21 protein-coding genes are annotated in these 22013 nt (G+C 68.9%); 13 read left to right on the forward strand and 8 right to left on the reverse strand.

Annotation, left to right across the window (positions count from 1 at the left end; translation table 11 throughout):
- Window positions 1-88: 88 nt before the first annotated feature.
- Both ACFU5V_RS02825 and ACFU5V_RS02830 read left to right on the forward strand, forming a co-directional pair.
- The gene (locus ACFU5V_RS02825; protein ID WP_378696656.1) at window positions 89-1024 is read left to right on the forward strand and encodes a LysR family transcriptional regulator; all 936 of its coding nucleotides are present in this window, start codon (window positions 89-91) and stop codon (window positions 1022-1024) included.
- Window positions 1025-1057: 33 nt separating this feature from the next.
- Window positions 1058-2401 carry a diacylglycerol/lipid kinase family protein gene (locus ACFU5V_RS02830; RefSeq protein WP_378696658.1) on the forward strand — a complete coding sequence of 448 codons (1344 nt, stop codon included), beginning with the start codon at window positions 1058-1060 and terminating at the stop codon, window positions 2399-2401.
- Between the two features lie 24 nt (window positions 2402-2425).
- Here the strand turns inward: ACFU5V_RS02830 and ACFU5V_RS02835 are convergent, their stop codons facing one another.
- Both ACFU5V_RS02835 and ACFU5V_RS02840 read right to left on the reverse strand, forming a co-directional pair.
- A complete protein-coding gene (locus ACFU5V_RS02835; RefSeq protein ID WP_378696660.1) occupies window positions 2426-3460 on the reverse strand; it encodes a D-2-hydroxyacid dehydrogenase in 1035 nt (344 codons plus the stop codon).
- Window positions 3461-3470: 10 nt separating this feature from the next.
- Window positions 3471-4919, reverse strand: coding sequence for an MDR family MFS transporter (locus tag ACFU5V_RS02840; RefSeq protein WP_378696663.1), 1449 nt, complete (start codon window positions 4917-4919; stop codon window positions 3471-3473).
- 148 nt (window positions 4920-5067) lie between these two features.
- Between ACFU5V_RS02840 and ACFU5V_RS02845 the strand changes: the two genes are divergently transcribed.
- Together ACFU5V_RS02845 and ACFU5V_RS02850 are read left to right on the forward strand one after the other, a co-directional pair.
- Window positions 5068-5952: a phosphoribosylaminoimidazolesuccinocarboxamide synthase gene (locus ACFU5V_RS02845; protein WP_378440051.1), complete on the forward strand. Its 885-nt coding sequence runs from the start codon at window positions 5068-5070 to the stop codon at window positions 5950-5952.
- Between the two features lie 3 nt (window positions 5953-5955).
- Window positions 5956-8085, forward strand: coding sequence for a S9 family peptidase (locus ACFU5V_RS02850; protein WP_378440053.1), 2130 nt, complete (start codon window positions 5956-5958; stop codon window positions 8083-8085).
- Window positions 8086-8186: 101 nt separating this feature from the next.
- Here ACFU5V_RS02850 and ACFU5V_RS02855 read toward each other — a convergent pair whose 3' ends face one another.
- From ACFU5V_RS02855 to ACFU5V_RS02865, 3 genes are all read right to left on the reverse strand, one after another.
- Window positions 8187-8366, reverse strand: coding sequence for a hypothetical protein (locus ACFU5V_RS02855; protein ID WP_015888663.1), 180 nt, complete (start codon window positions 8364-8366; stop codon window positions 8187-8189).
- Window positions 8367-8460: 94 nt separating this feature from the next.
- Window positions 8461-9150 carry a response regulator gene (locus tag ACFU5V_RS02860; RefSeq protein WP_378440056.1) on the reverse strand — a complete coding sequence of 230 codons (690 nt, stop codon included), beginning with the start codon at window positions 9148-9150 and terminating at the stop codon, window positions 8461-8463.
- Window positions 9147-10712 carry an ATP-binding protein gene (locus ACFU5V_RS02865; protein ID WP_378696667.1) on the reverse strand — a complete coding sequence of 522 codons (1566 nt, stop codon included), beginning with the start codon at window positions 10710-10712 and terminating at the stop codon, window positions 9147-9149. Before ACFU5V_RS02865 ends, ACFU5V_RS02860 begins: the two co-directional genes overlap by 4 nt.
- A 160-nt stretch (window positions 10713-10872) precedes the next feature.
- Between ACFU5V_RS02865 and ACFU5V_RS02870 the strand changes: the two genes are divergently transcribed.
- The 3 genes from ACFU5V_RS02870 to ACFU5V_RS02880 all read left to right on the forward strand — a co-directional run bounded on the left by ACFU5V_RS02870 (window position 10873) and on the right by ACFU5V_RS02880 (window position 13637).
- Window positions 10873-12258, forward strand: coding sequence for a cation:dicarboxylate symporter family transporter (locus ACFU5V_RS02870; RefSeq protein WP_378696669.1), 1386 nt, complete (start codon window positions 10873-10875; stop codon window positions 12256-12258).
- 81 nt (window positions 12259-12339) lie between these two features.
- A complete protein-coding gene (locus ACFU5V_RS02875) occupies window positions 12340-12834 on the forward strand; it encodes a glutathione peroxidase (protein WP_219456744.1) in 495 nt (164 codons plus the stop codon).
- Between the two features lie 98 nt (window positions 12835-12932).
- Window positions 12933-13637, forward strand: coding sequence for a DUF2334 domain-containing protein (locus tag ACFU5V_RS02880; RefSeq protein ID WP_378442393.1), 705 nt, complete (start codon window positions 12933-12935; stop codon window positions 13635-13637).
- Window positions 13638-13683: 46 nt separating this feature from the next.
- Here the strand turns inward: ACFU5V_RS02880 and ACFU5V_RS02885 are convergent, their stop codons facing one another.
- The gene (locus tag ACFU5V_RS02885) at window positions 13684-14331 is read right to left on the reverse strand and encodes an MBL fold metallo-hydrolase (RefSeq protein ID WP_378442391.1); all 648 of its coding nucleotides are present in this window, start codon (window positions 14329-14331) and stop codon (window positions 13684-13686) included.
- Between the two features lie 131 nt (window positions 14332-14462).
- On the opposite strand from ACFU5V_RS02885, the gene purS reads away from it, so the two are divergent.
- Both purS and purQ read left to right on the forward strand, forming a co-directional pair.
- Window positions 14463-14702, forward strand: a complete 240-nt coding sequence (purS, locus tag ACFU5V_RS02890; protein WP_005244409.1) for a phosphoribosylformylglycinamidine synthase subunit PurS — start codon at window positions 14463-14465, stop codon at window positions 14700-14702.
- On the forward strand, window positions 14699-15376 hold the full coding sequence (gene purQ / locus ACFU5V_RS02895) for a phosphoribosylformylglycinamidine synthase subunit PurQ (RefSeq protein WP_276138190.1): 678 nt from the start codon (window positions 14699-14701) through the stop codon (window positions 15374-15376). The genes purS and purQ overlap by 4 nt, the downstream gene beginning before the upstream one ends.
- 51 nt (window positions 15377-15427) lie before the next feature.
- Here the strand turns inward: purQ and ACFU5V_RS02900 are convergent, their stop codons facing one another.
- Window positions 15428-16075, reverse strand: coding sequence for a HemK2/MTQ2 family protein methyltransferase (locus ACFU5V_RS02900; RefSeq protein WP_378433542.1), 648 nt, complete (start codon window positions 16073-16075; stop codon window positions 15428-15430).
- A 195-nt stretch (window positions 16076-16270) separates the two neighbouring features.
- Between ACFU5V_RS02900 and malQ the strand changes: the two genes are divergently transcribed.
- Entirely contained in the window at window positions 16271-18376 is a 2106-nt protein-coding gene (gene malQ / locus ACFU5V_RS02905; RefSeq protein WP_378696674.1) for a 4-alpha-glucanotransferase, read from the forward strand.
- A 7-nt stretch (window positions 18377-18383) separates the two neighbouring features.
- On the opposite strand, the gene ACFU5V_RS02910 is transcribed toward malQ, so the two are convergent.
- Window positions 18384-18974 (reverse strand): TetR/AcrR family transcriptional regulator, encoded by a 591-nt coding sequence (locus tag ACFU5V_RS02910; protein ID WP_378433544.1) that lies wholly within the window; start codon window positions 18972-18974, stop codon window positions 18384-18386.
- A gap of 94 nt (window positions 18975-19068) precedes the next feature.
- Between ACFU5V_RS02910 and ACFU5V_RS02915 the strand changes: the two genes are divergently transcribed.
- The 3 genes from ACFU5V_RS02915 to ACFU5V_RS02925 are packed head-to-tail and all read left to right on the forward strand — an operon-like array spanning window position 19069 to window position 21976.
- Window positions 19069-20274, forward strand: a complete 1206-nt coding sequence (locus ACFU5V_RS02915) for a macrolide family glycosyltransferase (protein WP_378696676.1) — start codon at window positions 19069-19071, stop codon at window positions 20272-20274.
- Between the two features lie 40 nt (window positions 20275-20314).
- On the forward strand, window positions 20315-20668 hold the full coding sequence (locus tag ACFU5V_RS02920) for a VOC family protein (protein WP_378433546.1): 354 nt from the start codon (window positions 20315-20317) through the stop codon (window positions 20666-20668).
- 24 nt (window positions 20669-20692) lie between these two features.
- Complete coding sequence (locus ACFU5V_RS02925; protein ID WP_378696678.1) at window positions 20693-21976, forward strand: M18 family aminopeptidase; 1284 nt, start codon at window positions 20693-20695, stop codon at window positions 21974-21976.
- The last annotated feature ends 37 nt before the right edge of the window (window positions 21977-22013 follow it).

Raw genomic sequence — 22013 nt, forward strand, 5'->3', positions numbered from 1 at the left:
TTTCACCTAATCGACGAGTGTTTTCGCAGGTAGAGTGAGTGGCCTGGACAGCGTTTCGGCGCGAGGTGAACGAAAACGAGGTGAGCCGGTGGACGCGCGGCAGTTGCGGTACTTCCTGGCGGTGGTCGATCAGGGTGGCATCAACCGCGCGGCGGAAACACTGCTGATCGCGCAGCCGTCCCTCTCGCAGTCGATATCCGCGCTCGAACGGGAACTGGGGGTGCCGCTCTTCCACCGCGTCGGACGCCGGCTGGTACTCAGCGACGCCGGCGAAACACTCGTCGGCCCGGCCCGGGTGGTGCTGCGCGACCTCGAGGACGCGAAGGCGTCCGTCGATGCGCTGAAGGGACTGCGTGCCGGCCGCGTCGACCTGATCACGATGCCGTCACCCGGGATCGAACCCCTCACCACGATCCTCACCCGTTTCAGCCGCACCTATCCGTCGGTCACCGTCAACGCCGAGGCGGCGTTCACACCCGAGGAGGTTCTGCACGCCGTGCGCACCGGCGTCTGCGAGGTCGGGATCCTCGGTTCCCCCGCCGCGGTGCGTGCCCCCGAACTCGACGTCGTCGCGCTGGAAAGCCAGCCGCTGATCCTCATCTCCGGGCCGGGCGCCGAAACGCCGGAGCGCCCGGAGATTCGGAGATCGGAGCTGTCCGGATTCCGGTTGATCGTGTCGCAGCGGGGATCGTTGATGCGGACCCTCGTCGACGAGGTGCTCGCCAGCGGCGTCGCGGCCACCATCGTCGCCGAGGTCGCGCACCGCACGTCGATCCTGCCGATGGTGCTCAGCGGATTCGGCCAGGCCGTCATGCCGTCGTCCTGGGCGCCGTCGGCGCGGCAGGCGGGCGCCACCGTGCACCGCATCGTCCCCGAGTCCTACCTCCACGTCGCCGCCGTCTGCCGGCAGAGCCACCTCACGCCACCCGCGCGGACGCTCATGGACGAGGCGCGACAGTACGCGGCGCGAACACCCTCCGCGTGGGAAGTGCCCGCGACGGAGCGCACTCGTGATGGATACTGAAGAGGGACGCCCGGAAATGGCGAGGTGGTGGCGATGGCACTCCACGAGAGGGACTCGGCAGAATCTGCGGATCCTGCGAGCGGGCGCCGACGTTGGCTGGCCCGGGCCACCTACCTGGCGATCTTCGCCTCGGTTGCCGTGCTGCTGGTGTTCGCCGGATTGCACACCCTGACGCTGCTGATCGTGGCCGTCGGCGCTGCGGTGGTGGAGGTCGCGGCGCTGTTCTGGTTCCTCACGAGCCGCGGCGCGCTCCGCTGGATATCGCTGGTCGTGCTCATTCTGACTCCGATCGTCGTGCTCTGGCTGCTCGTCAGCGCCCGGCTGCTGTGGGTGGTGCTGCTCGCCGCGGCGCTCGCCGCGCTCGCCGTCGTCTGCGCCCGCGCCGCCCTCGGCCGGGATCGCTCGGACTGGGTGATGCCCGAGCATCCGGCCGTGCCGCCGAAACACGCCTTCCTGGTGATGAATCCGCACTCGGGTGGCGGGAAGGTCGGGAAGTTCGATCTGAAGAAACGAGCCGAGGCACTCGGCGCTGAGGTGGCCCTGCTCGAAGGACCGGGGACGGTGGACGTCGAAGCGCTGGCCAGGGACGCGGTGGCACGCGGCGCCGATCTGCTCGGCGTGGCAGGCGGCGACGGCACACAGGCGCTGGTCGCCGGCATCGCCGCCGAGCACGACCTCCCGTTCCTGGTGATCAGCGCGGGCACCCGCAACCACTTCGCGTTGGATCTCGGATTGGACCGCGAGGATCCGTCCCGCTGCCTCGACGCGCTGACGGACGGGATCGAACTGCGCATCGACCTCGGCAAGGTCGGCGAACGAACCTTCGTCAACAACGCCTCGTTCGGCGCCTACGCCGAGGTGGTACAGAGCCCCGCCTATCGGGACGACAAGACCGAAACGACCCTGCGGATGCTTCCCGACCTGATCGAGGGGCAGCGCGGGGCACGCCTCCTCGCCCGTTTCGGGGACAGTACGGTCGAGGGACCCCAGGCCGTTCTGGTGAGCAACGGGCCGTACGAGATCTACGATCTGGCCGGTCTCGGACGCCGCCCGCGACTCGACCGCGGCACCCTCGGCGTGGTGACGATCTCGGTGAGCAGCACGCGGCAGGCCGTGGCTCTGCTTCGTCGTGCGCGCCAGGCGGGGCTGATCCAGCATTCCGGTCGCGAGGTCGTCATCACCGCAGACACGCCCTCGATTCCCGCCGGGATCGACGGCGAAGCCCTCGTGATCCCCACGCCCGTACGGTGCACCGTCACTCCCGGGGCGCTGCGGGTACGGGTTCCACGCAACCGTCCCGGTGTCCGCCCGCCGGCCCGGCCGGTGGACTGGGTCCGGCTCCGCCGACTGGCATTCGGGGGCTCGAATTCTGCGTGACGCGGTACCGGTCGGCGGCGGCCGTCAGTAACCCGCGTCGAAGTCGAACTCGTTGATCAGGGCGGCGTCACCCGACAGGTAGCGTCCGAGATTCTCGACGAACAGATCGACGATCTTCCCGTTCTCCGACGGCACGTTGGCTGCGCTGTGCGGGCTGAGGATGACGTTGTCGGCCGACCACAGCGGCGAATCCTCCCGCAGCGGTTCGGTCGACGTGACGTCCAGGACCGCGCCGCCCAGGCGGCCCGCCGACAGTGCTTCCACGAGGGCGTCTTCGTCGACGACGGGCCCCCGGCCGACATTGACGACCAGTGCGCCGTCGGGGAGAGCGGCGAGTTCGCGGCGTCCGATCAGGCCGCGCGTGTGCTCGGTGAGGGCGCAGGAGACGACGAGGATGTCGGCGGTGGGCAGATGCTCGGCGATCCGATCCGTGGTGGTCACGACGTCGAAGGGGGCGCCGGCAGGTCGCGGTGTGCGGGCGACGCCGGTGGCGGTGACGGAGAAGCAGCGGAGCAGTTCCGCTGTGCGCGAGCCGATCTTGCCCGCGCCCACGATCAACGCGTGCCGTCCCGCGAGTTCGGTCGTCTCCTGTTTGCGCCACGTCCGGTCGCGCCGGTCCGCGATGAGTCGGGGAAGTCCACGCGCGAAGTGGAGGATGCCGGCGAGCGCGAACTCCGCCAACGGGTCGGCGTGGACACCCGCGGCGGTCGTCACCGTCAGCGGCGCGTGGGACAGCCCGAACCTCTCGATCAGCTGTCCGGCGCCCGCGGACGTCGCCTGAATCCAGTGCAGATTCGGCGACTGTTCGAGGGTGCGTTCGGGGTGGCGCCAGTCGAAATCGAACATGACGTCGGCGGTCCGCAGCATCGACGTCCACCGGTCGTGCTCGCCGGCCGTCAGTTCGCGCGGCACCCCGACGTGATCGCTGTGCCACCGGGGCCGGGGGAGCAGTTCGGGGGCGTACGACACCCGGACCCGCGGGTCGCTGTCTGCGATCCTGTCGACCAGGTCCTGCTCGAGATACGACGCGACGAGCACGTCGACGCACTTGTCGGGCACGGTGTCTCCTTCAGTGCTGACGGTCGGACGCCGGTGCGGTCGGCTCGACCTCCGGCGCGGCCGCGGATTTCGGCATCGCCGCCGCGGCGAGGACGAGGACGACGGCCGCGCCGAGGGCGGCCAGGAACACCAGATGCAGGGCGCCGGCCAGATCGACCGGCGCCGGGTTGTCGTCGCCGCCCAGTCGTGCGTTGACGAGGGCGCCGAACAGGGCGACCCCCACGGCGCTGCCGATGGACCGGGCGAACATGTTGGTGGACGTGACGACGCCGCGCTCGGACCAGTCGACGCTCGACTGCGCCGCGATGAGGGTGGGGCTCGCGACGAGACCCATGCCGCCGCCGATGACGAAGCAGCAGATCGCCACCTGCCACACCGCCGACTCGATGGACAGGACCAGGGTGAGGGCGGTGCCCGCCACGACCAGCAGGCTGCCCGCGGTGGCCGTGAACCGGAAGCCGAAGCGCAGGTACACCCGACCGGACTGCGACGCGGCGATCGGCCAGCCGATGGTCAGCGTGGCCAGCGCGAACCCGGCCACGAGTGCGCCCGTCCCGAGCACGCCCTGGGTGAACGTGGGGACGTAGGTGGTCAGGCCGAGGACGATGGCACCGACCAGCAGGGAGACGAGATTGCTGGCCGCGAGAACCCTGCGGGTGAACACCCACAGCGGCAGGACCGGTTCGGCGGCGCGTCGTTCCACGAGGACGAACGCGATGAGGAATACGAATCCCGCGGCGAAGATTCCGAGGCTGACCGGTGAACTCCACGCCCAGGCCTGCCCGCCTTCGAGGAGTCCCAGGATGAGCAGCGTCGCCCCGACCGCCAGGATGCCGGCGCCGGCGTAGTCGACGGACCGCTCGGTGCGCACCCCCTTCTCGTCGAAGGTGCGGATCAGCATCACGGCCGCGAGCAGGCACAGGGGAATGTTGACGAAGAAGATCCACCGCCACGAGAGGTACTCGGAGAACAGGCCGCCGAGGGTCGGGCCGACCACCGCCGACATTCCCCAGACGCTGGCCAGGTAGCCCTGGGCCTTGGCGCGTTCGGCGAGCGTGTAGATGTCGCCGGCGATGGTCATGCTCATCGGCTGAACCGCTCCGGCGCCGAGTCCCTGCACCGCGCGGAACGCGATGAGCGCGGGCATGCTCCACGCGATCCCGCACAGCACCGAGCCGACGCCGAACAGGGCGATGCCGAGGAGCATCACGGGTTTCCGGCCGAAGATGTCCGCCAGCTTGCCGTAGATCGGTACCGACACGGCCTGGGTGAGCAGGTAGATCGAGAACAGCCACGGGAACTGCGTGAACCCGCCGAGATCCCCGACGATGGTGAACACCGCGGTGGAGATGATCGTCGCGTCGAGCGCGACCAGCGACGTCGTGAGCATCAGCGACACGAGGATCGGTCCGCGTTCCGAACGGAATCCGACGTCCACCGGGGCCGTGTCCGTCGCCATTGCACACCTTTCCCGTTACCGCGCTCACAAGAGTTCCTGAACAACGGTAACGACATCGGGCGGCGAAGTGTTCCGCGGCCGTGGAACCGGTCGCGGAACGCACGGTCAGCGACCGGCGGTCGGTGCCCGACCGATAGGCTGGATCACCGTGCGCCCCTCACTCGATTCATACGCCCATCTGGCCGGTGGCAAGGTCCGCGACCTCTACACGATCGACGACGAGCACCTCCTGTTGGTCGCGAGCGACCGGATCTCCGCCTACGACCACGTCCTCAGCACCCCGATCCCGGACAAGGGGCGGGTGCTCACCGCGATGAGCGTCTTCTTCTTCGGCGTCCTCGGCGGCAACAACCATCTGGCCGGCGAACCCGACGACAGCCGGATCCCCGAAGCGGTCCTCGGCCGCGCGCTGGTGGTCCGGAAGCTGAAGATGGTCCCCGTCGAGTGCGTCGCCCGCGGCTACCTCACCGGGTCGGGGCTGATCGACTACAACGAGACCGGCGCGGTCTGCGGGGTCGCCCTGCCCGAGGGCCTGGTGGAGGCGAGCCAGCTGCCCGACCCGATCTTCACACCCGCCAGCAAGGCCGAACTCGGCGAGCACGACGAGAACATCAGCTTCGAGGCCGTGGTCGAGAAGGTCGGTCAGGATCTGGCCGTGAAACTGCGCGACGACACCCTCGACGTCTACGGCCGGGCATCGAACTTCGCCGCGGACCGGGGCATCATCCTCGCCGACACCAAACTCGAATTCGGACTGGACGCGCAGAACAACCTGATTCTCGCCGACGAGGTCCTCACCCCCGACTCGTCGCGGTACTGGCCCGCCGACGGCTACGAGGCCGGGAAGGTGCAGCCCAGCTTCGACAAGCAGTTCGTCCGCAACTGGCTCACCGGACCCGAATCGGGTTGGGACCGGGCATCCGACACCCCGCCGCCGCCGCTGCCCGCGGAGATCGTGGAGGCGACCCGCGCGCGGTACATCGAGGCCTACGAGCGGATCTCGGGCCTGTCGTTCGCGGACTGGGTGGGCTGACACATGACCGCCGAAGGCGCGAAGCTCACCCCGCCGGTCGCGAAGAAGGTCGCCACCGAACGTGTCCACCACGGTCACACGTTCGTCGACGAGTACGAGTGGCTGCGCGCCAAGGAAGACGCCGAGGTCGTCGCATATCTCGAGGCCGAGAACGCGTACACCGAGCAGCAGACCGCGCATCTCGCGCCGCTGCGGGACCAGATCTTCCAGGAGATCAAGTCCCGCACGCAGGAAACCGACATGTCGGTTCCCACCCGGATGGGCGACTGGTGGTACTACGCCCGCACCATCGAGGGCAAGCAGTACGGCGTGCAGTGCCGGGCCCCGATCGCGGGCGCCGACGACTGGACCCCGCCGGAACTGGCCCCGGGCGTCGAACTGCCCGGTGAGCAGGTTCTGCTCGACGGCAACGCCGAGGCCGAGGGCCACGACTTCTTCTCCGTCGGCGCCTTCTCTCTCAGCCACGACGGCACGCTCCTCGCGTACTCGGTCGACGTGGTCGGCGACGAGCGGTACACGCTGCGCTTCAAGAATCTCGAGACCGGGGAACTGCTGCCCGACGAGATCCCCGACACCGCGCCCGGCGCCACCTGGGCCATCGACCACAGTCACGTCTTCTATCTCACCGTCGACGAATCCTGGCGCCCCGACACCGTGTGGCGGCACAAGCTCGGCACCGACCGCGCGCAGGACGTCACCGTGTTCCACGAACCCGACGAGCGGTTCTGGGTGTCGGTCGGGTCCACCCGGAGCGAGAAGTACCTCATGATCTGGGTGGGGTCGAAGATCACCAGCGAGGGCTGGGTGCTCGAATCGGAGAATCCCGAGGGCGAGTTCCGGGTGGTGCTGCCGCGGCGCGAGGGCGTCGAGTACGGCGTCGAACACGCCGTCGTCGCCGGCGAAGACCGCTTTCTGATCATGCACAACGACGTCGTCGACGGTGAGAAGGCTGAGAACTTCGTGCTCGCCGAGGCGCCGGTGTCCGACCCGACGTCGCTGACCATCCTCATTCCGCACCGCTCCGACGTGCGGTTGGAGGAGGTCGACGCGTTCGCCGATCACCTGGTGCTCGGCTACCGCCGCGAGGCGTTGACCCGGCTGGCCGTCTGGCCGCTCGGCGACGACGGCTACGGCGAGTTCACGGAGATCGAATTCGACGAGGAACTGTTCAGCGTCGGGCTCGGCGCCAACCCGGAATGGCGGCAGCCGACACTGCGGATGGCGTTCACGTCGTTCATCACGCCCGGCCAGGTGTACGACTACGTGCTGTCGACGGGCGAACTCGCGCTGCGCAAGTCGCAACCCGTGCTCGGCGACTTCGACGCACGCAACTACGAGCAGCAACGCGACTGGGCCGTCGCCGAGGACGGGACGCGCATCCCGCTCTCGATCGTCCGGCGCACGACGAACGGCGCCGACGGCCCCGCCCCCACGCTCCTCTACGGGTACGGCTCGTACGAGGCCAGCATGGATCCCGCGTTCTCGGTCGCCCGGCTGTCGCTGCTCGACCGCGGCGTCGTGTTCGTGGTCGCGCACGTGCGCGGCGGCGGCGAGATGGGCAGGCACTGGTACGAGACCGGCAAGACGCTCACGAAGAAGAACACCTTCACCGATTTCGTCTCGAGCGCACGGCATTTGATCGACACCGGACGCACCGTGCCGCAGCAGTTGGTCGCCGACGGCGGCAGCGCGGGCGGCCTGCTGATGGGTGCGGTGGCCAACCTGGCTCCCGAACTGTTCGCCGGCATCCTCGCCAACGTGCCCTTCGTGGATCCGCTGACGTCGATCCTCGACCCGTCGCTGCCGCTGACCGTCATCGAATGGGACGAGTGGGGCAACCCGCTGGAGAACGCCGAGGTCTACGAATACATGCGCTCGTACAGTCCGTACGAGAACGTCGAGGCCAAGGACTACCCGGCGATCCTGGCGATCACCAGCATCAACGACACCAGGGTGCTGTACGTCGAACCGGCGAAGTGGGTCGCCAAACTGCGGGCCACCAAGACCGGTGACTCGCCACTTCTCCTCAAGACGGAGATGAGCGCCGGGCACGGCGGCGTCAGCGGACGCTACGAGAAGTGGAAAGAAGTAGCGTTCGAATTCGCCTGGGTGCTCGACACGATCGGCAACTAGGTACTGCGCCACCCGCGCCGAGGCTCCGATCCCGGCGTGTGGTTCGCGTCGGCGGGCGAGGCGGAAGTCGGTTTGTCAGGCCACTTTCCGTCTCGCCGGGCTCAGATGCAGAAACTGATGCTGGCCGACCCCAGGGGCAGGTTCAGGCAGACCGCGATGGAACCGACTGCGGGTGTCGGTGACGGGGCGGCGGGTGCGGCGACGGCTGCGGGGGCAGCGAGCGTGCCGAGTGACAGGGTCAATGCGATCGCGGCGAGTGTGGTGGCAATTCTGCTAGACATTGTGACGGTCCTTGACTGAGTGACTACGAGCCGGAGGTGACTCCTCTACAATCGTCCACCGATGTGATGTAGGTCACAACCCCGGTTCGGCACTTCAGCGCAGCGCATACCGGACCTGCGGGCGCCCCGCCCGGCCGTACTCGGTGTGCCGGGTGAGCACCCCGTCGTCGGCGAGCCGTTCGAGATACCGCCAGGCCGTGACCCGGGAGACCCCGATCCCTGCCGCCACCTCGGCCGCCGTCAGCGGTCCGGCCGCGTCGCGGACGCAGGCGGCGACGTGATCGAGGGTCTGGGGTGCAACGCCTTTCGGGGACGCCGCGCGCTCGTCCGAGGTGCGCAGGGCAGACATCGCCCGGTCGATGTCGTGCTGACTCAGCGCATTGCTTCCCGCCGGCAGAGCGTCGCGGAATTCCCGGTACCGCTCCAATTTGTCGCGGAACGCCGCGAACGTGAACGGCTTCAGCAGATACAGCGCGATCCCGCGCGCCACAGCGGTGCGGACCATCTCGAGGTCGCGGGCCGACGTCACGGCGATCACGTCGGGACTCGGTCGCACGCCGCTCAACGCCGCGGCCACGTCCAGTCCGCTCGCATCCGGCAGGCCGATGTCGAGCAGCACCAGATCGATGGGGTCGTCGCCGGCGTTCGCGGCGGCGACCGCGCGCATCGCCCCGCTGCCGTCGTGCACGACGGTGTGGACCGAAAAGCCCGGTACGCGTTCCACATACGCGCGATGAGCCTCGGCGATGAGCGGTTCGTCCTCGACGATCATCACCCGGATCACGAGGCGGCCCCCTCGATCGGGATCTCGACGACGATCATCGATCCGAGCGACGGCTCCGTGTGGATCGTCCCGCCGTGCCGGGCCACCACCTGCGCCACCAGCGCCAGCCCCAGCCCACGCTGGCCCGACTTTGTGGAATAGCCGCGCGTGACCGCCTTGTCGAGTTCGTCGGCGGGAATGCCGGGACCGCTGTCGGCCACCCGCACCACCATCGTCGAATCCTCCTGACGGACCGTCACTTCCACCCACGCATCCTCTCCGGGGGACGCTGCCGCACCGCGGGCGGCGTCGATCGCGTTGTCCACGAGATTACCCACCAGCGTGACGAGTTCACGCGCACTGAGAGGCGCCACGGGCCCGAGAGCGGTGTCCTCGGTGACGGTCAGGTCGACTCCCCGCTCCGCGGCCACCCCCACCTTGCCGAGCAGTAGTGCGGCCAGCGCCGGTTCGTGCACCGCCGCCATCAGGCGGTCGATCAGCTCCTGCGACAACCGCAGATCCTCGGTGGCGAACGCGATCGCGTCGTCGTAACGGCCCAGTTCGACCATCGTGATGATCGTGTGCAGCCGGTTCGCCGACTCGTGGGCCTGCGACCGCAGCGACTCCGCGAAACCGCGAACGGAGTCGAGTTCGCCCATGATGCTCTGCAATTCGGTGCGATCACGCAGGGTCAGCACCGTGCCGAGCCGCTGCCCCTCCCACGTGACGGGTTCCCGGCTGACCAGCAGCACGCGGTCCGCGGTCACGTGCACCTCGTCCCGGGAATCGCCCTCGTGCGACTGCCGCAGCGACTCCGGCAACGCGGACACCGGGACGGGGCCCTCCGGGAGGCCGAGGAGGCGGCGCGCCTCGTCGTTGACCACCTCGGCGCGCGCCGTGTCACCGCCGTCGCGGCCGAGGACCACCAGGCCCTCGCCGATCGAGTGCAGGACGGCGTCGTGGTGCTCGTACATCTGCCGCAGTTCGTCCGGGGCCATCCCAAGCGTCTGACGGCGCAGGCGCCTGCTCAGCAGGAACGAACCCGCCGCCGACACCGCCAGGCCGATCGCGGCGACCGCGAAGATGGTCGGCAGGCTCGCGGCGAACTGGTCGCCGATCTTCGCCCGGGTGACGCCGACGGACACCAGGCCCGCGATCCGGTCGCCGTCGTACACCGGTGTCACCGCCCGGATCGACGGTCCCAGCGAACCGGCGTACGTCTCCGTGAACGTCTCCCCGCGGAGCGCGCGCTCGATGTTCCCGGAGAACACGCCGCCGATCAGCTCCGGGTTGGTGTGGGTGAAGCGGATGCCTGCGGGGGTCATCACGACGATGAAGTCGGTGCCCGTCGCGGCGCGGATCCGCTCGGTCTGCGGTTGGAGAACGGCTGTCGGATCGGGGGAGCGCAACGCCTCCACCGTGCCGTCCGACAGCGCGAGCGTGGTGGCGACGGCGGTGACGGCTCGTCGCGTGGTCTCGTCGCTGTCGCGACGCTGGTCCACGATGGCAAGCGCCGTGCCGGCCGCGATGACCAGCACCAACACCACGAGCTGGAGGAGAAAGAGCTGCCTCGCGACGCTCATGGGCCGTCTCGGCGGATGGTGCGGCAATGCATTTCTCCTGAACGTAATGAACACAAACTTCACCAGCCAAGCGATCGCTTAGAAGATTCTTCCAAGACGTGATCGCGGTCACTAGCCGGCCTCACCGATCAGCTTGCCACTCGAATTGGAGGACAATCCCATGAGTACTGCGACAGGGAAGACCAAGAAACGCGACCGGACCCACTGGTTGTACATGGGGGTCATCGTCGCCGTCGTCGCGGGCATCCTCGTCGGGTGGCTGGCTCCCGGAGCCGGCAAGTCGCTCGGCGTGCTCGGCACGATGTTCGTCGACCTGATCAAGATGATGATCAGCCCGGTCATCTTCTGCACGATCGTCCTCGGCATCGGATCGGTGAAGGCCGCCGCGAAGGTCGGCAAGGTCGGCGGGCTCGCCCTCACCTACTTCATCGGCATGTCCACGGTTGCGCTCGGCATCGGTCTGCTCGTGGGCAACCTGCTCGACCCGGGAACCGGCCTGAACATCAGCGCCGACACCGCGAGCACGGGTGCGGCGCTCGCCGAGAAGGCCCACGGCGCCGGCGGCACCATGGACTTCCTCCAGTCGATCATCCCCACGTCGCTGATGTCCGCGCTGACCGAGGGAAGCGTGCTGCAGACCCTGTTCGTGGCGCTGCTCGTCGGCTTCGGGCTGCAGGCTCTCGGCAAGCAGGGTGAACCGATCCTCCGCGCCGTCGGCTCCGTCCAGAAGCTCGTCTTCAAGATCCTGTCGATGATCCTGTGGCTCGCACCGATCGGTGCGTTCGGTGCCATCGCGAACGTCGTCGGCCAGACCGGTCTCGGCGCCGTCGTCCAGCTCGCCACGCTCATGCTCGGCTTCTACCTCACCTGCCTGATCTTCGTGTTCGGTGTCCTCGGATCCGTGCTCCGCGTCGTCGCAGGCGTCTCGATCTTCAAGCTCGTCCGATACCTGGCCCGTGAATACCTGCTGATCTTCGCCACCTCCTCCTCCGAGTCGGCCCTGCCCCGCCTGATCGCCAAGATGGAACACGTCGGCGTCGAGCGCACCACCGTCGGAGTCGTCGTCCCCACCGGCTACTCGTTCAACCTCGACGGCACGGCGATCTACCTGACGATGGCCTCGATCTTCATCGCCGACGCGATGGGCCAGCCGCTGTCCTTCCCCGAGCAGCTGTCGCTGCTGGTGTTCATGATCATCGCGTCCAAGGGTGCTGCCGGAGTCAGCGGCGCCGGGCTCGCCACCCTCGCGGGCGGCCTGCAGAGCCACCGTCCCGAACTGCTCGACGGCGTCGGCCTCATCGTCGGTATCGACCGGTTCATGTCCGAGGCCCGTGCGGTCACGAACTTCTCCGGCAACGCCGTCGCCACCCTGCTCGTCGGTTCGTGGACCAACACGATCGACAACGACCGCGTCCGCACCGTCCTCGACGGCAAGCTCCCGTTCGACGAGTCCACCATGGTCGACGACGGCCACGGCGAGGTCGTGGAAGAGCAAGCCACGGAGACCCCTGCCGGCGACGAGCCGAAGGTCCTCGTGAAGAGCTGACACCCCTCCGAAGGAAACCTCTGTGCGCCCGGGCGATTCGAAGCCTGGGCGCACAGAGGTTTGTTGGCTACGTTGGTGCGCATGACGACACCTGTTCAGAACATCGGTATCAACACACTCGGCGGCACCCCGACCTCCCTCGGCGAATACGACGGCCGCGCCGTCCTCGTGGTGAACGTCGCCTCGAAGTGTGGACTGACCCCGCAGTACAAGGGCCTCGAGAAGCTCGCCACCGACTACGCCGACCGCGGGCTGACCGTGATCGGCGTCCCGTGCAACCAGTTCATGGGGCAGGAACCCGGCACCGCCGAAGAGATCGAGACCTTCTGCTCCACCACCTACGGCGTCACGTTTCCGCTGCTCGAGAAGATCGAGGTGAACGGTGAGAACCGGCACCCGCTGTACGAGGAACTGACCAAGGCCGCCGACGCCGAGGGCGCCGCGGGCGACATCCAGTGGAACTTCGAGAAATTCCTCGTCGCACCCGACGGCACCGTCGTCAAGCGGTTCCGCCCGCGCACCGAACCGGACGCCCCCGAGGTCGTCGAGGCCATCGAGGCGGTCCTGCCGAAGTAGGTGGCTCCGCCGCTCGTGCGCCTTTCCGGTAGCTCCCACTACCGGAAAGGCGCACGAGCTTTGCCCCCTGTTCACGTTCACCTGTCACGCTGGGACCCATGACCGGACAGCTGATCGTGTCGGTGTCGGGGATCAAGGACGAGACGCGCGACTTCGCGGCCGCGTTCGCCGAGGAGATGGATGCGCGCGGCGTGCCGCTGTCGCTGCTCGTCGCCCCACGCCTGAAAGACAAGTACCGCCTGGTCAACGACCCCGCGACGCAGGACTGGCTCCGTGCGCGCCGATCCCGCGGCGACGCCGTCGTCCTGCACGGATACGACCAGGCCGCCACCAAACGCCGGCGGGCCGAGTTCGCCGCGCTGCCCGAACACGAGGCGCGACTGCGACTGCTCGCGGCCGACCGGGTGATGGAACAGACCGGGCTGCGCACCAGGCTGTTCGCCCCGCCCCGCTGGCTGGCGTCGCAGGGCGCCGTCGCGGCACTGCCGTCCGCCGGGTTCCGGCTGCTCGCCGCGATGACCGCCATCCACGACCTCGAACGCGGGACGTCGGTGCGGTCGCGGGTGCTGGGGATCGGGGAGGGGTTCCGCGCCGAACCGTGGTGGTGCCGGGCCCTCGTCCTGGGCTCCGGACGCACCGCCAAACGCGGCGGAGTGGTGCGTCTCGCCGTCACCGCCAAGCAGCTGGGCACGTCGGGACCGCGGCAGGCGATGCTCGACGCCGTCGACCTCGCGCTCTTCCACGACGCGCGGCCCGGCGTGTACCGGTGGGAGCGGCGGATCTCGCAGATCGGTGCCGCCTGACCCGTGAGTACTTGTTAACCGCCGGCGGTTAACAAGTACTCACAGGTCACGCCACCTCGACGCTCGACTCGCTCGGCATCGTGCGGAACTCCGTGCCCTCCGGTGCCATGTCCGAGTAGCGACCGTAGAAGATGCCGGTGGCCTCGTTCGCGATGATCGCCTGGTGGATGGGCACCGCGACCCGCGGTGCGACGGCGCGCAGGTAGTCGATGGCCTCGGAGATCTTCAGCCACGGCGCCGCGGCGGGCAGGGCCAGCACGTCGACTTTCTGTTCCGGCACGAACAGGGAGTCGCCGGGGTGCATCAGCCGGGCGGGGTTGCCGGTGTCGCCGAGCAGGAACGCCGTGTTGTCGATCACGGGAATGTCGGGGTGGATCACCGCGTGCCTGCCGCCCGTGCCGGTGACGTGCACGTCGCCGATGTCGAATTCGTCGCCGGCGTGCACTCCCGTCCACGCGCCGCCGAGCTGGGCGGCGGTCTGCGGGTCGGAGTACAGCGCCGCGCCGGGGTTCGCCTCCACGAGGGCGGGTAGTCGCTGCTGGTCGACGTGGTCGGGGTGCTGGTGCGTGACGAGGATCGCGTCCAGTCCGGTGATGCCCTCGAATCCGTGCGAGAAGTTGCCCGGATCGAAGAGGATGGTGGAACCGTTCAACTCGACGAGGACGCAGCTGTGGCCGAAGTGAGTCAGTCGCATGAATTCGAGTATGCGCCTGCATGCATGGCTCGTCCCGTTCGTCCGATGCGAACCGCAGGCAGGTAGCCCGGTAAACTCCCGGGTGCCCGGTGTTCCACTCTGGGCTCGCGCACAACAACAAGGAGCAGCACGTGGCCCGTGTCGTCGTCGAAGTCATGCCCAAGGCCGAGATTCTCGACCCCCAGGGGCAGGCCATTGTCGGAGCGCTGCCGCGGCTCGGCTTCGCTGGAGTTTCCGATGTCCGTCAGGGCAAGCGGTTCGAGCTCGAGGTCGACGGCAGTGTCGACGACGCTCAGCTCGAGAAGATCGCCGAGGCCCTGCTGGCCAACACGGTGATCGAGGACTGGACCGTGAGGCGCGTCGAAGCATGAGCGCCCGCGTCGGAGTCATCACCTTCCCCGGCACCCTCGACGACGTCGACGCCGCCCGCGCCGTGACCCTCGCCGGCGGCGAGGCCGTGAGCCTGTGGCACGGCGACGCCGACCTCAAGGGTGTCGACGCCGTCATCGTCCCCGGTGGCTTCTCCTACGGCGACTACCTGCGGTGCGGCGCCATCGCGCGGTTCGCGCCCGTCATGGGAAAGGTCGTCCAGGCCGCGCAGGGCGGCATGCCCGTGCTCGGTATCTGCAACGGCTTCCAGGTCCTGTGCGAAGCGGGCCTGCTGCCCGGCGCGCTCACCCGCAACGAGGGCCTGCACTTCATCTGCCGCGACGAGTGGCTGAAGGTCGAGGCCACGTCGACGGCGTGGACGTCCCGCTACGAGACGGGCGCCGAGATCCTCGTCCCGCTCAAGTCCGGCGAGGGCCGCTACCAGGCGTCGGCGAACGTCCTCGACGAACTCGAGGGTGAGGGCCGTGTGGTGTTCCGCTACGCCGGCGACAACCCGAACGGTTCGCAGCGCGGCATCGCCGGCATCTCCTCGGCCAACGGCCGCGTGGTAGGCCTCATGCCGCACCCCGAGCACGCCACCGAGGCCCTCACCGGGCCCAGCGACGACGGACTCGGCATGTTCTATTCCGTGCTCGACAGCGTCATCTCTGCCTGACCCGACGGCGCCGTGCGGGCCTCGGCCACGCACGGCGCCATCACGCGATGCCTATCTGACGGCGCGGATCACCACGATTTCCTCGAGCGTCTGGCCGACCTCGATGAGCCCTCGCCGCTCGAGCATCTCCCGCCGTTCGACGAGGACGGGTCCGAACGGGATCTCGGCCGTCGCGGCGACGTCGACCGTCATGTTCTGTTCCTCGAGCATCGTCAGCGTCTTCTCGACTCCGCTCAGGCCGGACTGCGCGAGCAGCAGAACCCCGCCGTCGACGAGAAGGTCGGGGGCCTGGAGGCAGATCCGGTCGAGCAGTGCGCGACCGTTCTTCCCCGCGTCCCAGGCGCGCGCCGGACCGCGGTCGGGCACGGTGTCGACGGGTGCCGGGACGTACGGCGGGTTGGACACGACGAGGTCGAACCGGTCTTCGCGGACGTGTTCGGTGAGGTCGCCGTGGATCACCCGGATCCGGTGCCCGCGGGCCAGTGCATTGAGCCGGATGCTGATCGCCGCCCGCCGCGACACGTCCACCGCTGTCACCCGGCCCGCTCCGGCGGCCGCGGCGGCCACGCTCAGCGCGCCGGTCCCGGCACACAGATCGAGTACCCGGGAGTGGGGACCGAGTGGCTCCGCCGCGAGGACACCGGCCAGCAACTGCGTATCGTGTTGCGGGCGATAGACTCCGGGAAGACGTAGCAGCATTGAAGACTCCTCGGTTGCCGGGCGCATCGGTGTCGACCAACCGAGTGCCACCGGGCGCTCACCGTGGACGCCGTGCGTCTGATTACCGAACAGTTACCCCACCCGCCGCACTGCCAATCACGCCGGCGGGTCCGACGGCCGCGGCGGCGATCCGGAAGACGCGCGGAACCCGAGGCGAACTGGCACGATCGACGGGTGACGTACACCGAGCAGTTGCGTGATCTCGCGGCCCGGCACGGGGTGGCGACGTCGTACCGGGGTTGGGATCAGCGGCATCACGACGTGGGCGACGACACGCTCCGCAGCGTCCTCGCCGCGCTCGACGTCCCCGCCGGAACGGAGGACGAGGTTCGGTGCGCCCTGTCCGAGCGCGACGTGGCGCCGTGGCGGCGGATGCTGCCGCCCGTCGTCGTCGGAACGGACGGATCCGAGACCCGTTTCGTGGTCCACGTCCCGCACGGGGAGGACGTGGACGTCACCATCGACACGGAGTCGGGCGGGACGGTCCGGGCCCGCCAACTCCAGGTGTGGGTCGATCCGCGGGAGGTCGACGGTGTTCTGGTGGGGCGCGCGACGTTCGCCGTGCCCTCCGAGGTTCCGTGCGGGTGGCACACGGTGCGGGCGTCCACCTCGGGCACCTCCTCGTCGTGCACCCTCGTGGTGACACCGGCGCGGTTGTCGACGTCCGATGCGCTGCGCGACCGCAGGCGCTGGGGTGTGCTCACCCAGTTGTACTCGATCCGGTCGCGTCGGTCCTGGGGTGTGGGGGATTTCGGCGACCTCGCGGATCTCGCGTCGATCTTCGGTTCCGTCCACGGCGCCGACTACGTTCTCGTCAATCCGCTGCATGCGGCGCAGCCCCGGCCACCGATCGAGGCGTCGCCGTACCTGCCGACCACCCGCCGGTATGTCAATCCGCTGTACGTCCGCGTCGAGGACATCCCGGAGGCGGCGTACCTGTCGACGCGACGCCATGCGCGGATGCGCGACGCCGCAGCGCGATTCGCGCGGGCGAACGACCGCTCCGACCGGATAGCGCGCAACCCGTCGTACCGGGCCAAACTCCGGGTGCTCGAACGGATCTTCCGGGTCGAGCGCAGCCCGAGCAGGCAGCACGCGTTCGAGGAGTTCTGCCGCGTCGAGGGCGACGGCCTGCGGGACTTCGCCACGTGGTGCGCGCTCACCGAGAAACTGCCGCCCGACGACCCCCGGTGGCGGACGAAAGCGCAAGCGCCGGACAGCGACTGGGTGCAGGCGCAGCGGCGCAAGCTCGCGCCGCGGGTGGAGTTCTACTCGTGGCTGCAATGGGTGTGCGACGAACAGCTTTCCGGCGCACAGGCCGCGGCCCGCGCGGCGGGCATGGACATCGGGATCGTGCACGATCTCGCCGTCGGCGTCCAGCGTGGGGGTGCGGACGCGTGGTCGCTGGGAACTGCTCTGGCAGAGGGCATTACCGTCGGCGCTCCTCCAGACGACTTCAATCAGCAGGGCCAGCAGTGGAATCAGCCGCCGTGGCGGCCGGATCGGCTGGCGGAACTGGGGTACGCCCCGTACCGCGACATGCTGCGCACCGTCCTGAAGCATGCGGGCGGTCTGCGGGTCGACCACATCCTGGGGCTGTTCCGGCTGTGGTGGATCCCCGCCGACGCGCAGACGCCTGCGGACGGAACGTACGTCACCTACGACCACGAGGCGCTCATCGGGATCCTCGCGCTCGAGGCGGAGCGGGCCGGCGCCGTCGTGATCGGCGAAGATCTCGGGGTGTTCGAACTCGCCGTGCAGGACTACCTCGCCGAGCGCGGCATCCTCGGGACGTCGATCCTGTGGTTCGAGCACGACGGCGAGCGGCCGACGCCGCCGGAGGAGTACCGGACGCTGTGCCTGACATCCGTGACCACGCACGATCTTCCGCCGACCGCCGGGTACCTCGCCGGCGAGCACATCGAACTGCGGTCACGGCTCGGGCTCCTCGAACGGGACCTCGAACTCGAGAATGAACACGACGCGCAGCAACGCGAGGCCGTCCTGCAACTGGCGCGCGACCGCGGATTGCTGGCGGAGGACGCGTCGATCCCCGACACGGTGAAGGCGCTGTACCGGCTGATCAACCGGAGTCCGTCGCTGCTGTCGGGTGTCGCGCTCGCCGACCTGGTGGGGGAGTATCGCATCCAGAATCAGCCGGGCACCGACGCGACCCAGTACGCGAACTGGAAGATCCCGCTCGCCGACGCGTCCGGGCGCACCGTCCATGTCGAGGACCTGGCACACAGCGATTTCGGGTTCGTAGAAGACGTTCGCTGATCTGCGCTCAGGGTGCGAGGGCGCGCATCGCCAGGTCGACGACGGCGTCCGCGTGCTCGTGGGTGAGGGGATGGGCTCCGGACTGCCAGCGGTAGAACATCGGCGCCATGAACAACTCGAACGCCAGGGCGAGGTCGACGTCGGGTCGCACCTGCCCGGCGTCCTGCGCCGAGCGGAACCGCGCCGCGACGAACTCGAACTGCGGCCGGTAGATCCGTGCGACGATCTGTTCCCGCAGGGCTGGGTCCTGCAGCGATTCGATGGACAGCGCCCGGAACAGCGGTTCGACATCGGGGGACGTGAACTCGTCGACGGTCGCGCGGAGCACCAGTTTCATGTCCGCGGCGAGGTCACCGGTGTCGGGCAGGGCCAGGGCCTCCTGGGCGCCGGCCGCGTTCTGTTCGTGCAGGGCGTCCACGACGAGCGCGCCCTTGGACCGCCACCAGCGGTAGATGGTCTGTTTCCCGACCTTCGCGCGTGCGGCGATGCCTTCGATGCTGATCTTCGCGTAGGGCTGTTCGCGGATCAGCTCCTGAGTGGCCTGCAGGATCGCGCCGCGGGACCGTTCGGATCGGCGGGGATTGTCGGCGGACGGCATGAACGGATCCTAGACCAGACGAGACGTATCGTCTTGACTCGTCTGTGGTCCGGTGCCACCATGTAACGAGACGGACCGTTCCGTCTCGGAAAGGATGAAGATGACCCGCTCACACATCGCCATGGTCAGCATCCCGGCGCCGGGGCACGTCAACCCCAGCCTGGAGATTCTCCGAGAACTCGTCGGGCGCGGGCACCGCGTCACGTACGCCAACGACGCCGCGGTGAAGGACGTCGTCGAGAGCACCGGGGCGGAATTCAAGGAGTACGCCTCGACGTTGCCGCGCGTGAACACCGCGGGCGCGGCGGACGAGTCCGGAAAGTCCTGGGACGGCGACACCATCGATCACCTCACCCTGTTCCAGGCCGAGTACGAGTCGATGCTGCCGCAACTGCGGAGACTGTACGAGGACGACCGCCCCGACCTGTTCCTCTACGACATCGCGGGAGGCCCCGCCCGCGTCCTCGCCGAGGAATGGAACGTGCCGATCGTGCAACTGTCGCCGACGTACGTCGCCTGGGAGGGCTACGAGGACGACATGAAGTCGTTCGTGGACACCATGCGGGCCGACCCGCGCGGTGCCGCGCTGTACGAGCGGCAGGGGAAACTGCTGCGGGACAACGGGGTCGCGACCGACCCGGACGAGTTCTACGGGCGCCCGGCCCGGGCGGTGGTGCTGATCGCGAAATCGATGCAGCCCCACGCCGACCGGGTCGACGAGGACGTCTACACATTCGTCGGACCGGCGCTGCCCACCCGGCGGCCCGCCGAAGGCCGGTGGGAGCGTCCGGCGGGCGCGCACAAGGTGCTGCTCGTCTCGCTCGGCACCGCGTTCACCGATCACGCCGACTTCTACCGCCGCTGCATCGAGGCGTTCGGCGACCTCGACGGCTGGCACGTCGTCCTGCAGATCGGGCAACACGTCGACGTCGGTGAACTCGGCGCCGTGCCCGGCAACGTCGAAGTCCACCGCTGGGTGCCGCAGTTCGACATCCTGGGGCAGGCCGACGCGTTCCTCACCCACGCAGGCATGGGCGGGTCCAGCGAGGGCATGTTCACGGGGACCCCGATGATCGCCGCGCCGCAGGCCACCGACCAGTTCGAGAACGCCGACGCGCTCGTCGCCGCGGGAGTGGCGGTGCGCGTGGACAGTTCGGACGTCTCCGCGGCCGAACTGCGGGACGCGCTCGCCCGGGTCGACGCCGAACCGGTCCGTCGCCGCAGCGCGGAACTCGCCGCCGAGTTGCGTTCTGCCGGTGGCGTGGACGCCGCCGTCCGGGTCATTGAGGAGTTCCTGTGAAGCCGCGAAACGTGTCGGTGGTCACGGCTACTGTGCGGGCATGGCACTCACACTCGGCATGATCACGTTCGACACCACCGATCCGGGGCCGCTCGCGAACTGGTGGGCGAAGCAGACGGCAGGCACGGTCGAGCAGGAGAACGACGGCTGGTTCTACGTCGTCGCCCTCCCGGATTCCGCGCAGAAGCTGGCGTTCCAGAAGGTCGACGATCCCACTCCGGGGAAGAACCGCATCCACCTCGACCTGGCGTCCGAAGATCTCGACGGCGAGGTCGGCAGGCTGAGTGCCGACGGCGCGACGGAGGTCGGGCGGCACGAGATGGGCGATTTCCGATGGGTCACTCTCGCCGATCCCGACGGCAACCAGTTCTGCGTCTCGGGTCCCCACCCGTGACAGCGGGTCCTGCATGATTGACCCATGCCTTCCACCACGTGGGCCGACGCCCAGGGACTCTGCACCTTCGTCGATGCCTCACCGTCGCCGTTCCATGTGTGCGCGACGGTGTCGATGTTGCTGACCGGCAACGGTTTCACCGAGTTGCACGAGACCGACTCGTGGCCCGGCGAGCCCGGCCGGTACTTCCTGGTGCGCGGCGGATCCCTCATCGCATGGAGCACCGAGGGGGTGGGCCGGACGGCGCCGTTCCGCATCGTCGGCGGGCACACCGACAGCCCGAACCTGCGCGTCAAGCAGCACCCCGACCTCTCGTCGGCGGGGTGGCAGCTGGTGGGCCTCGAACCGTACGGCGGCGCGTGGCTCAACTCGTGGCTCGACCGCGACCTGGGCATCTCCGGGCGACTGAGCGTGCGGGCAGGCAACGCTGTGGAGGAGAAGCTCGTCCGCGTCGACGAACCGATCCTGCGCGTCCCGCAACTGGCCATCCACCTGTCCGAGGACCGCAAGGGCGTGCACCTCGATCCGCAGCGTCACCTCAACGGCGTGTGGGGCGTGGGTGCCGACCGCCGGTCGTTCATCGACTTCGTCGCCGAGCGGGCGGAGGTGCCTGCCGACGCGGTGCTCGGGTGGGAACTGATGACTCACGATCTCGCGCCCAGCGCCCTGGTCGGAACCGAACAGGACCTCGTCAGCGCGCCGCGGCTCGACAACCAGGGCACCTGCTACGCGGGCACCCAGGCGCTGCTCGCGGCGGCCGAGAATCCCGGGGATCGGGTGCCGGTGCTCGCGCTGTTCGACCACGAGGAGGTGGGGAGCATGTCCGATCGGGGCGCGTTCTCCGATCTCCTGAGCACCGTGCTCGAACGCATCGTCCTCGGCCGCGGCGGTGGTCGCGAAGAATTCCTGCAGACGATGGCCGGATCGATCTGCGCGTCCGGGGACATGGCGCACGCGACCCACCCCAATTACCCGGACCGACACGAGCCCGCCCACCACATCGCCGTCAACGGGGGACCGGTGCTCAAGGTCAACCAGAACCTGCGCTACGCCACCGACGCGGCCGGGGCCGGGGCGTTCGCGCTCGCCTGCGACCAGGCGGGTGTGCCGCTGCAGCGGTACGTGCACAGGGCCGATCTGCCGTGCGGTTCGACCATCGGCCCGATCACCGCGTCCAGGACGGGGCTGAGCACCGTCGACGTCGGCGCCGCCCAGCTCGGGATGCACTCGTCGCGGGAGCTGATGGGCGCCCGTGACGTGCGAGCGTATTCCGACGCCCTTGCGGCCTTCCTCACACCGACGGCGTGACGGGGAAGGGGCGAGGAGCGCCAGGTCGGTACCGGAA

Origin of the sequence: Rhodococcus sp. NPDC057529 (assembly GCF_042802055.1) — a bacterium.
GTDB lineage: Bacteria > Actinomycetota > Actinomycetes > Mycobacteriales > Mycobacteriaceae > Rhodococcus_F.

Coding starts and splice junctions, on each gene's coding strand:
- purQ (WP_276138190.1), top strand. CDS start 14,699: ATGAGCGCCCGCGTCGGAGTCATCACCTTCCCCGGCACCCTCGACGAC.
- ACFU5V_RS02915 (WP_378696676.1), top strand. CDS start 19,069: ATGAAGATGACCCGCTCACACATCGCCATGGTCAGCATCCCGGCGCCG.
- ACFU5V_RS02830 (WP_378696658.1), top strand. CDS start 1,058: ATGGCACTCCACGAGAGGGACTCGGCAGAATCTGCGGATCCTGCGAGC.
- ACFU5V_RS02855 (WP_015888663.1), bottom strand. CDS start 8,366: ATGTCTAGCAGAATTGCCACCACACTCGCCGCGATCGCATTGACCCTG.
- ACFU5V_RS02850 (WP_378440053.1), top strand. CDS start 5,956: ATGACCGCCGAAGGCGCGAAGCTCACCCCGCCGGTCGCGAAGAAGGTC.
- ACFU5V_RS02920 (WP_378433546.1), top strand. CDS start 20,315: ATGGCACTCACACTCGGCATGATCACGTTCGACACCACCGATCCGGGG.
- ACFU5V_RS02840 (WP_378696663.1), bottom strand. CDS start 4,919: ATGGCGACGGACACGGCCCCGGTGGACGTCGGATTCCGTTCGGAACGC.
- ACFU5V_RS02880 (WP_378442393.1), top strand. CDS start 12,933: ATGACCGGACAGCTGATCGTGTCGGTGTCGGGGATCAAGGACGAGACG.
- ACFU5V_RS02865 (WP_378696667.1), bottom strand. CDS start 10,712: ATGAGCGTCGCGAGGCAGCTCTTTCTCCTCCAGCTCGTGGTGTTGGTG.
- ACFU5V_RS02925 (WP_378696678.1), top strand. CDS start 20,693: ATGCCTTCCACCACGTGGGCCGACGCCCAGGGACTCTGCACCTTCGTC.
- ACFU5V_RS02870 (WP_378696669.1), top strand. CDS start 10,873: ATGAGTACTGCGACAGGGAAGACCAAGAAACGCGACCGGACCCACTGG.
- ACFU5V_RS02910 (WP_378433544.1), bottom strand. CDS start 18,974: ATGCCGTCCGCCGACAATCCCCGCCGATCCGAACGGTCCCGCGGCGCG.
- ACFU5V_RS02900 (WP_378433542.1), bottom strand. CDS start 16,075: ATGCTGCTACGTCTTCCCGGAGTCTATCGCCCGCAACACGATACGCAG.
- ACFU5V_RS02885 (WP_378442391.1), bottom strand. CDS start 14,331: ATGCGACTGACTCACTTCGGCCACAGCTGCGTCCTCGTCGAGTTGAAC.
- ACFU5V_RS02875 (WP_219456744.1), top strand. CDS start 12,340: ATGACGACACCTGTTCAGAACATCGGTATCAACACACTCGGCGGCACC.